The organism is Falsiroseomonas oryziterrae (genome assembly GCF_021864505.1).
Lineage (GTDB): Bacteria > Pseudomonadota > Alphaproteobacteria > Acetobacterales > Acetobacteraceae > Falsiroseomonas > Falsiroseomonas oryziterrae.
Genome location: NZ_JAKJIB010000197.1, coordinates 1 through 7,356, shown reverse-complemented (window position 1 = coordinate 7,356; position 7,356 = coordinate 1). Strand labels below are relative to the sequence as shown.

7 protein-coding genes are annotated in these 7,356 nt (G+C 72.5%); 2 read left to right on the top strand and 5 right to left on the bottom strand.

Features of this window, described 5'->3' with window-relative positions; genetic code table 11:
- On the bottom strand, positions 1-1,470 hold a 1,470-nt coding region (locus L2I40_RS15205), incomplete at its 3' end, for a DEAD/DEAH box helicase (protein WP_372491066.1).
- A 270-nt stretch (positions 1,471-1,740) separates the two neighbouring features.
- On the opposite strand from L2I40_RS15205, the gene L2I40_RS15200 reads away from it, so the two are divergent.
- Both L2I40_RS15200 and L2I40_RS15195 read left to right on the top strand, forming a co-directional pair.
- The gene (locus L2I40_RS15200) at positions 1,741-2,439 is read left to right on the top strand and encodes an alpha/beta fold hydrolase (protein ID WP_237216050.1); all 699 of its coding nucleotides are present in this window, start codon (positions 1,741-1,743) and stop codon (positions 2,437-2,439) included.
- A 37-nt stretch (positions 2,440-2,476) separates the two neighbouring features.
- Positions 2,477-2,905, top strand: a complete 429-nt coding sequence (locus tag L2I40_RS15195; protein ID WP_237216049.1) for a PH domain-containing protein — start codon at positions 2,477-2,479, stop codon at positions 2,903-2,905.
- A gap of 6 nt (positions 2,906-2,911) precedes the next feature.
- On the opposite strand, the gene L2I40_RS15190 is transcribed toward L2I40_RS15195, so the two are convergent.
- The 4 genes from L2I40_RS15190 to L2I40_RS15175 form a co-directional block, all read right to left on the bottom strand.
- A complete protein-coding gene (locus tag L2I40_RS15190) occupies positions 2,912-4,915 on the bottom strand; it encodes a tripartite tricarboxylate transporter permease (RefSeq protein WP_237216048.1) in 2,004 nt (667 codons plus the stop codon).
- A complete protein-coding gene (locus tag L2I40_RS15185) occupies positions 4,915-5,613 on the bottom strand; it encodes an aspartate racemase/maleate isomerase family protein (protein WP_237216047.1) in 699 nt (232 codons plus the stop codon). The genes L2I40_RS15190 and L2I40_RS15185 overlap by 1 nt, the downstream gene beginning before the upstream one ends.
- A 59-nt stretch (positions 5,614-5,672) precedes the next feature.
- Complete coding sequence (locus L2I40_RS15180; RefSeq protein ID WP_237216046.1) at positions 5,673-6,608, bottom strand: Bug family tripartite tricarboxylate transporter substrate binding protein; 936 nt, start codon at positions 6,606-6,608, stop codon at positions 5,673-5,675.
- Between the two features lie 59 nt (positions 6,609-6,667).
- Positions 6,668-7,356 (bottom strand): S1C family serine protease (locus L2I40_RS15175; RefSeq protein ID WP_237216045.1); only part of this gene is annotated, 689 nt, incomplete at its 5' end.

Below are 7,356 nucleotides of genomic sequence, written 5' to 3'. Positions count from 1 at the left end.
CTTCCGGTCGTGCCCCATCGGCCGGCCGCCGCGGCCGCGGCGCGCCTTGGCGCCCTCCGCGATCTCCTCGGCCGTCACGGGGTCCAGCCCCTCGATCTCCATGCGCGGGATCGGCGTGCCGGTCAGCTTCTCGATCGCGGCGAGCGACTTCGCATCCTCCGGCGTCGAGAGCGTGTAGGCATGGCCCTCGCGCCCGGCGCGGCCGGTCCGGCCGATGCGGTGCACGTAGTCCTCGGCATGGAAGGGCACGTCGAAGTTGAACACGTGGCTCAGCCCGCCGATGTCGAGCCCGCGCGCCGCGACGTCCGAACAGACCAGCAGCTTGATGTCGCCCGCCTTGAAGCGGTTCAGCGTCGCGAAGCGCGCCGACTGGTCCATGTCGCCATGCAGCTCGCCGACCGAGAAGCCGTGCTTGTTGAGCGACTTGTAGAGGATGTTCACGTCGATCTTGCGGTTGCAGAAGATCAGCGCGTTCTGCACCGCTTCCTTCCGCAGCAGGCGCCGCAGCGCCTCGCGCTTGTCGTGCTCGCGCACCCAGAGCAGGCCGGTGGTGATCGTCGTCGCCACCGTGGCGGGGCGGGAGACGCTGATCTCCTTCGGGTTCTGCAGGAACTGGTCGGCCAGGCGCCGGATCTCGGGCGCCATGGTCGCCGAGAAGAACAGGGTCTGCCGCAGCTTCGGCAGGAAGGACACGATCCGCTCGACATCCGGGATGAAGCCCATGTCGAGCATCCGGTCGGCCTCGTCGATGACGAGGACCTTGCAGTCAGCCAGCAGGATGCGGCCGCGGTCGAACAGGTCGAGCAGCCGGCCCGGCGTGGCGATCAGCACGTCCACGCCCTTCTCGAGCACGTCGCGCTGGTCGTTCATGCTCTCGCCGCCGATCAGCAGCGCGTGGTTCAGGCCGAGATGCTTGCCGTACTTCACGAACTGCTCGGCGACCTGCAGCGCCAGTTCGCGCGTCGGCTCCAGGATCAGGCTGCGCGGCATGCGCGCCTTGGCGCGGCTGCCGGCCAGGATGTCGAGCATCGGCAGGGTGAAGCCGGCGGTCTTGCCGGTGCCGGTCTGCGCCACGCCCATCACGTCGCGGCCCATCAGCACGATGGGGATCGCCTGTTCCTGGATCGGCGTCGGGTAGAGATAGCCAGCCTCGGCCACCGCGCGGAGGATCGGCTCGGACAGGCCGAGATCGGCGAAGGTGACCTTTGCGGCTTCCTCGGCGAGGGCTTCGTCCTCCTCCGTCGGGCCGATCTCGTCCTCGTCGGACTCGGCTTCGATCCCCTCGTCCGCTTCCTCGTCGTCGTCGTCCGCCTCGCTGGCCGCTGCGGCGGGCAGGTCGGCCTCGTGCTCGGCGGCGACCGGCTGGTCGCCCGCGGGCGGGGCGGTCTGGGCCTCGGTCTCGGGGATGGCGGCTGTGTCTGGCCCGGTTTCGGCCGCGCGCGGGGCGGTCGCGTCGCTCTGGTCGGTCAATGCGGTGTCTCTGACGGCGTCTGGCCTTGGGGCCGCCGGACCCCGGGGGATGCACTCCCACGGGACGGGGCGGCAGGAAGGCCCCGCCCGCGCAACGACTGCGACTGCGAAGCCTGAAGGAACCCCGCGCATATGCGCCGAAGACGCCCGCAAATCAAGCGCGAAGGCGTGCCCGGCCCGGCGCGGCGGACATCAGCCCGCGATCGCCGGCCCGAGCAACCAGACCCGGGCAGCCTGGACGAAGCCCAGGCTGCCCGGTCTAGTGCCGCCATGTCCGCCCCGACGCTGCTCTTCCTGCCTGGCCTGCTCTGCGACGCGCGGCTCTGGCGCGACCAGGCCGCGGCGCTCGGCGGGGCGGTGCGCTGCCAGGTCGCTGACCTCACCCATGACGAGTCCGTGGGCGCGATGGCGGAGCGGGCGCTCCGCGCCGTGCCGGAAGGGCCGCTCGCGGTCTGCGGCCTGTCCATGGGCGGCTATGTCGCGATGGAGATCATGCGCCGCGCGCCCGGCCGCGTGGCGCGGCTTGCGCTGATGGACACCTCCGCACGGCCCGACACGCCGGAGCAGACGCGCCGGCGGCGCGCGCTGCTGGCGCTGTCGGAGTCGGGCATGTTCCGCGGCGTGACGCCCCGGTTGCTGCCGCAGTTGCTGCACCCCGACAGCATCCCGCGCCTCGGCGCGGAGGTGATGGCGATGGCCGAGCGTGTCGGCCGCCCCGCCTTCCATCGCCAGCAGCGCGCCATCATGGCCCGCCCCGACAGCCGCCCGGACCTGCCGCGCTTCGCCGTGCCCACGCTCGTCGCGGTGGGGGAGGCCGACGCGCTGACCCCGCCGGCACTCGCCGAGGAGATGGCCGCCCTGATCCCCGGCGCGCGTCTGGCCCGCATCCCGGCCGTCGGCCACCTGCCGCCGATGGAGGCGCCGGAGGCCGTCACGGCGCTGCTCCGCGACTGGCTTGCGGCGCCCTGACGGCATGGGCATCTAGCCGCCGTTGTCGGAGCGGATGATGAGCGAATCGACCACCCAGGCCCAGGGCGCAGCGCGGCCCGGCGAGACCACCCTGCTCGAGACGCGGGAGACCAAGCGTTCCTACGGGCTGGTGCGCGGGACGGTGGCGCTCCTGCTGCTCGGCCTGCCCTTCCTGGGCCGCCAGCGCATCGCGGTGACGAACGAGCGGGTGACGATCGAGCAGGGCTTCTGGACCAAGACGCGCGACGACATCGAGGTGTTCCGCATCCGCGACGTCGTCTCGAAGCAGGCGCTCTGGCACCGCATGCTCGGCATCGGCGACGTGGTCATCAAGAGCATGGAGGGGCGCACGGACGAGCAGCATGTGCTGCGCGGCGTGCCCGACCCGGTCGGCGTCAGCGAGGCGATCCGCCGCGCCTGGAACGCCGCCGCCCGGCCGCGGACGGCGACCAACCTCGACGGGTAGGCGGGCTCAGAGCGCCGGCGCGACGTCGCCGCCGAGTATCCCCGGCACGACTTCGGGCACCACGCCGCGCCAGAGCGGGCTCTCGACAAGCCAGGCGAAGCCGATGGGCAGCGCGACCGCGAAGATCGTCGCCAGCACCAGCGCGCGGCCGGGCGGCATGCGATGCACGCCCAGCCAGAAGGCGAGCAGTAAGGCGGCCATGCCGGCGACGAAGCCCGCATAGAAGGCGACAGCCAACGCCGCCGCCAGCAGCAGCCCGAGCTTCACCGTCGCCGTCGCCTCCGGCACGCCCTCGCGGGTCAGCCCGCGCAGCGTCGTCGCCAGCACCAGCGCCTGCAGCGCGACGGCGAGGCCGAGCACGCCCTGGGCCACCGCCCCGCCCCGCCAGCCCGGCGCGAGCGTCTGCCAGAGCAGCGCGGCGAGGCCGGCGAGCAGCAGCGCCGCGAAGACCGCAGCACCCGGCGAGAAGGCGGCCTGCTCCGCCACGTCACGCTTCGCACGCACCACCTTCAGCCCGCAGAACAGCGCTGCGACGAGGGTCGCCAGCGCCAGCCCCGCCGCGACCGGCGAGCCGACGAAGACCCCGTAGTCGCCGAGCGAGGATTGCAGCGCGGTGTAGAAGTTGCGCTCGATGACGTCGCCCAGCACGAAGCCGATCACGACGCCGATCACCGAATAGCCGTAGAGCCGGAAGAAGGCGCCGAGCAGCCCGATCAGCGCCAGCAGGCCGAGGTCGAGCGCATTGCTGCGCACCGTATAGGCCGACATCAGCGCGGCGACGAGCACGATGGGGGCGAGGATGCCCATGTCGAAGCCCGGCAGCCGCGCGAGCCAGGGGCTGGCCGCCGCCGTGCCGACAGAGGCGACGAAGTTTGAGAAAAGCAGGCCGAAGACCAGCGCCCAGGCGAGCGCGCCATGCGCCGACATGAAGCTCGGCCCCGGCTCCAGCCCGTGGATCTGCCAGGCGGCGAGCACCAGCGCCATCTCGGCATTGCCCGGGATGCCGAAGAGCAGCGTCGGGAACAGCGCGCCGCCTTCCTTCGAATTCGTCGCAGCCTCGGTCGCTACCAGCGCGTCCTCGGCGCCCTTGCCGATCTTCGTGCTGTCTTTCGTGGTGGCGACGGCGAGGTTGTAGGACAGGAACTGCGCCACTGTCCCGCCGACCCCCGGCAGCGCGCCGACCGCGGTGCCGAGCGCCGAGGAGCGCAGGAAGATCCCCTTGTGGCGGAAGGGCGCGCGCCAGCCCTCGATCGCCTGGGCGCGCCAGTCGCGCGGCAGGCCGATTCCGGCATTGGTGACACGCGCCGCCTCGGCTCCGCGCGCCCAGACGGCGGCGACCTGCAGCATGCATTCCGAGACGACGAGGAAGCCGATGACGATCACGACGATCTCGAGCCCGTCGAGCAGGTAGCTTGTCTCGAAGGTGAAGCGCGGCACCGGCAGGCGCGGCCCGCCGAGCCCGACGATCGCCAGCGTGACCCCGATGGCAATGGCGACCAGCCCCTTGGCCGGCGAGTTCGACACGGCGAGCACCATCGTCACCAGCCCGAAGACGGCGATCCAGAAGGTCTCGGCAGGCCCGAAGGCGAGCAGGAAGGGCAGGAAGACCGGCACCAGCGCGATCAGCACGACGACGCCGAAGACGGCGCCGAGCCAGCTTGCGGCGGCCGAGAGGTTGAGCGCGAAGACGGCGCGCCCCTGCCGCGTCAGCGGGTAGCCCTCGAGCGTCGTCGCGGCGTTCTGCGCGGTGCCGGGCAGGTTGAGCACGATGGCGGTCACCGCGCCGCCATTCCCCGCCGCGCCGATGATGCCGGCGAAGAAGTACATCGCCTGCACCGGCGTCCACCAATAGGTGAGCGGCAGGAACACCGACATCGCGGTGACCGATTGCAGCCCGGGCAGGATGCCGAAGACGTAGCCGACCAGGGTGCCGAAGACCATGAAGAGCAGCGCGTCCCAGGTCAGCGCCTGGGCGAGCCCCTGCGCGAGCTGGGCGGCAAGCTGCTCCATCAGGCCGGAAGCATGTCGAGCAGCATGCCGTGCCCGCGCGCCATCCCTGTCACGCCGAGCGCGCGGAAGGCGGCGAGGAAATCCGCATGGTTCTGCGCCACGACCGGCTTCCCGAGGCGCGCCTCGAGCGGCAGCACGACCTCCACCGCCGGCAGCTGGCCCGAGGGGATCCAGACGCAGTCGAAGTCCGGCTCCTCCGCCGCGGCCGCCAGCGCGGCGCGGAACAGCGCGTCGGGCGGCACGTCCTGCAGGAAGTCGAAGGAGGCAGGCACCGAGACGAGGCGCGAGAAGGCGAAGCCCTCCGCCTCCACGAAGGTGCGAAGCTGCCCGTTCAGCACCTCGTGGAAGGGCGTTACCGCGAGGATCCGCTTCGCGCCGAGCAGCGCGAAGGCGTCGAGCGCGGCACGGATGGTGGTGGTGCAGGGGATGCCGCCCGTGGCCTCGGCGAGCTCGGCGAGCAGCACGCGGTCGTAGCCCGGGCCCTGCGCCACCACGATGGGCGAGGCGACGTGCAGCAGGAAATCCACCTTGCGCGCGGCGAGGTAGCGCGCCGCCTCCTTCACCTGCGACAGCGCCTGGCCGTACTGGTTCGCCGCCCAGCCGCCCATGCCGCAGGTGACGCCGCACAGCATCGCGCCCTCCGGTGCGATGCGCTGGAAGTCGAGCGGGATGCGCTCCAGCACCGTCGGGCTGATCACCCCGATCCGCGCCCGCCAGCCGGGGAGCAGGAGGGTGGGCGCACCACCCGACACCGGGGTCAGAACGCGCTCCGCAGGACGGCGGCATTGTCGTTCAGCAACTGCTGCGCGCGCTGCAGCGTCTGCGGGTAGTCGGCCGAGAAGACCCAGTCGCGCTCGAGCCGCGCCTGCGCCACGAAGGCCTCCCATTCCGGCTGCCGCGTCACGTTGTTCAGCGCCGCGATCAGCCGGTCGCGGATCGCCGCCGGCAGCTCGGGCGGCGCCGCGACGCCGCGGATCACCGTGACGTCGGAGAAGCTCTGGAGATTCACGTCGGAGAGCGACGGCACCTCCGGCAGGCGGTCGTCGCGGCGCGCATCCCAGGACAGCAGCGGTCGCACCGCGCCGGCCGCGATGTGGTCGGTCCAGAGCGTCGGGCCGAGCGAGGCGAGGTCCACGTCGCCGCGCACCGCCGCCAGTACCAGCTCCGGCGGGCCCTGGACCGATACGAAGGCCACGTTGAACCCAAGCGCGCGGCCGAGCAGCGCGCATTGCATCGCGCCGGTCGAAATGCCGCCGAAGGTGCCGCAGCGCACCGGCTGGCGCAGGCCGCGCAACTGCTCGAGCGACTGCACGCGGCCGCGCGACGAGGCCACCAGCGTCTGCACGCCGGATGACCAGTGGCCGAGCCAGGTCAGGCGCAGCACGTCGAAGGGCTGCGGCTGCACCAGCGCGAGGCCCATCTGCGCCACAGGGTCGCCGGCGCCGAGGGTGTGACCGTCGGGCGCGGCGCGGAAGATGCGGTTGTAGCCGGTCGCGCCGGGGACGTTCTGCACCGCGACCGGCACGCCGAGGTCGCGCGAGAGCAGCGGCGCGGCGGCGCGCATGTTGCGGTCGGCGAGCGAGCCGGCGGTGAAGGGGACGACGATCTCGATGGGGCGCGTCGGCTGCCAGCCCTGCGCCTGGGCGGACCACGGCGCGAGCGCGGCCAGGAGGACGAACAACCGACGCAGCATCACCACACCTCTCTTGCCGACCGCGGGAGGATGAGTGCGGGGCGCGGGGCTGTCCAGCGTCAGCCCAGGCACCTCAGGAACAGCACCGAGGGGTGGGCGATCTCGCCCACCTCGTCGGCGGCGCGCGCCTGGCCGCGATCGGCCAGCGCGGGCTCGACGCGGTTGCGGCGGAGGAAGTCGAGCGCCTCGGTCCCCTTCACCGCGAAGTTCACGTTCTGCGGGATGTCGCCGGTGCGCTGCGCCACGCGCTGTGCGTTCAGCTTGGACACGATCACGCCCACCACGTTGCCGCCCATGTCGAGCAGCGGGCCGCCCGAATTGCCGGGCTGCACCGGCGCGCTGATCTGGAACTGCCGCTGGTTGTCGGCCAGCCCTGCCAGCGCCGAGATCTCGCCCGTCGTCAGCGTGGGGCCGGAGGACAGGATGCCGGCGAGCGGGAAGCCGTAGGTCACCACGCCCTCGCCGCGGCGCACATTGCCGTCACGCCGGAAGCGGAGCGGCGGGCCTGCGTTCTCCGGCACCTCCAGCAGCGCCAGGTCGCGGTCGCGGTCCGAGGCGACGACGCGCACGGCGAGATCGGCGCCAACCGCGTTGCGACCGCGCACGCCGCGGCAATCCTCGATCACGTGGTGGTTCGTCAGCGCCCGGCCCGGGGCGACGACGAAGCCGGTGCCGGTCGAAAGGGTGCGCCCGGTGCCGCCCGGCGGCACCGGCGCCGGGGCGCCTGGCCTTCCGCCCACCGCTGAAC

Bases quoted from the DNA above. Each gene is read 5' to 3' on its own strand.
- L2I40_RS15200 (WP_237216050.1), top strand. From the start codon at position 1,741: ATGTCCGCCCCGACGCTGCTCTTCCTGCCTGGCCTGCTCTGCGACGCG.
- L2I40_RS15195 (WP_237216049.1), top strand. From the start codon at position 2,477: ATGAGCGAATCGACCACCCAGGCCCAGGGCGCAGCGCGGCCCGGCGAG.
- L2I40_RS15190 (WP_237216048.1), bottom strand. From the start codon at position 4,915: ATGGAGCAGCTTGCCGCCCAGCTCGCGCAGGGGCTCGCCCAGGCGCTG.
- L2I40_RS15180 (WP_237216046.1), bottom strand. From the start codon at position 6,608: ATGCTGCGTCGGTTGTTCGTCCTCCTGGCCGCGCTCGCGCCGTGGTCC.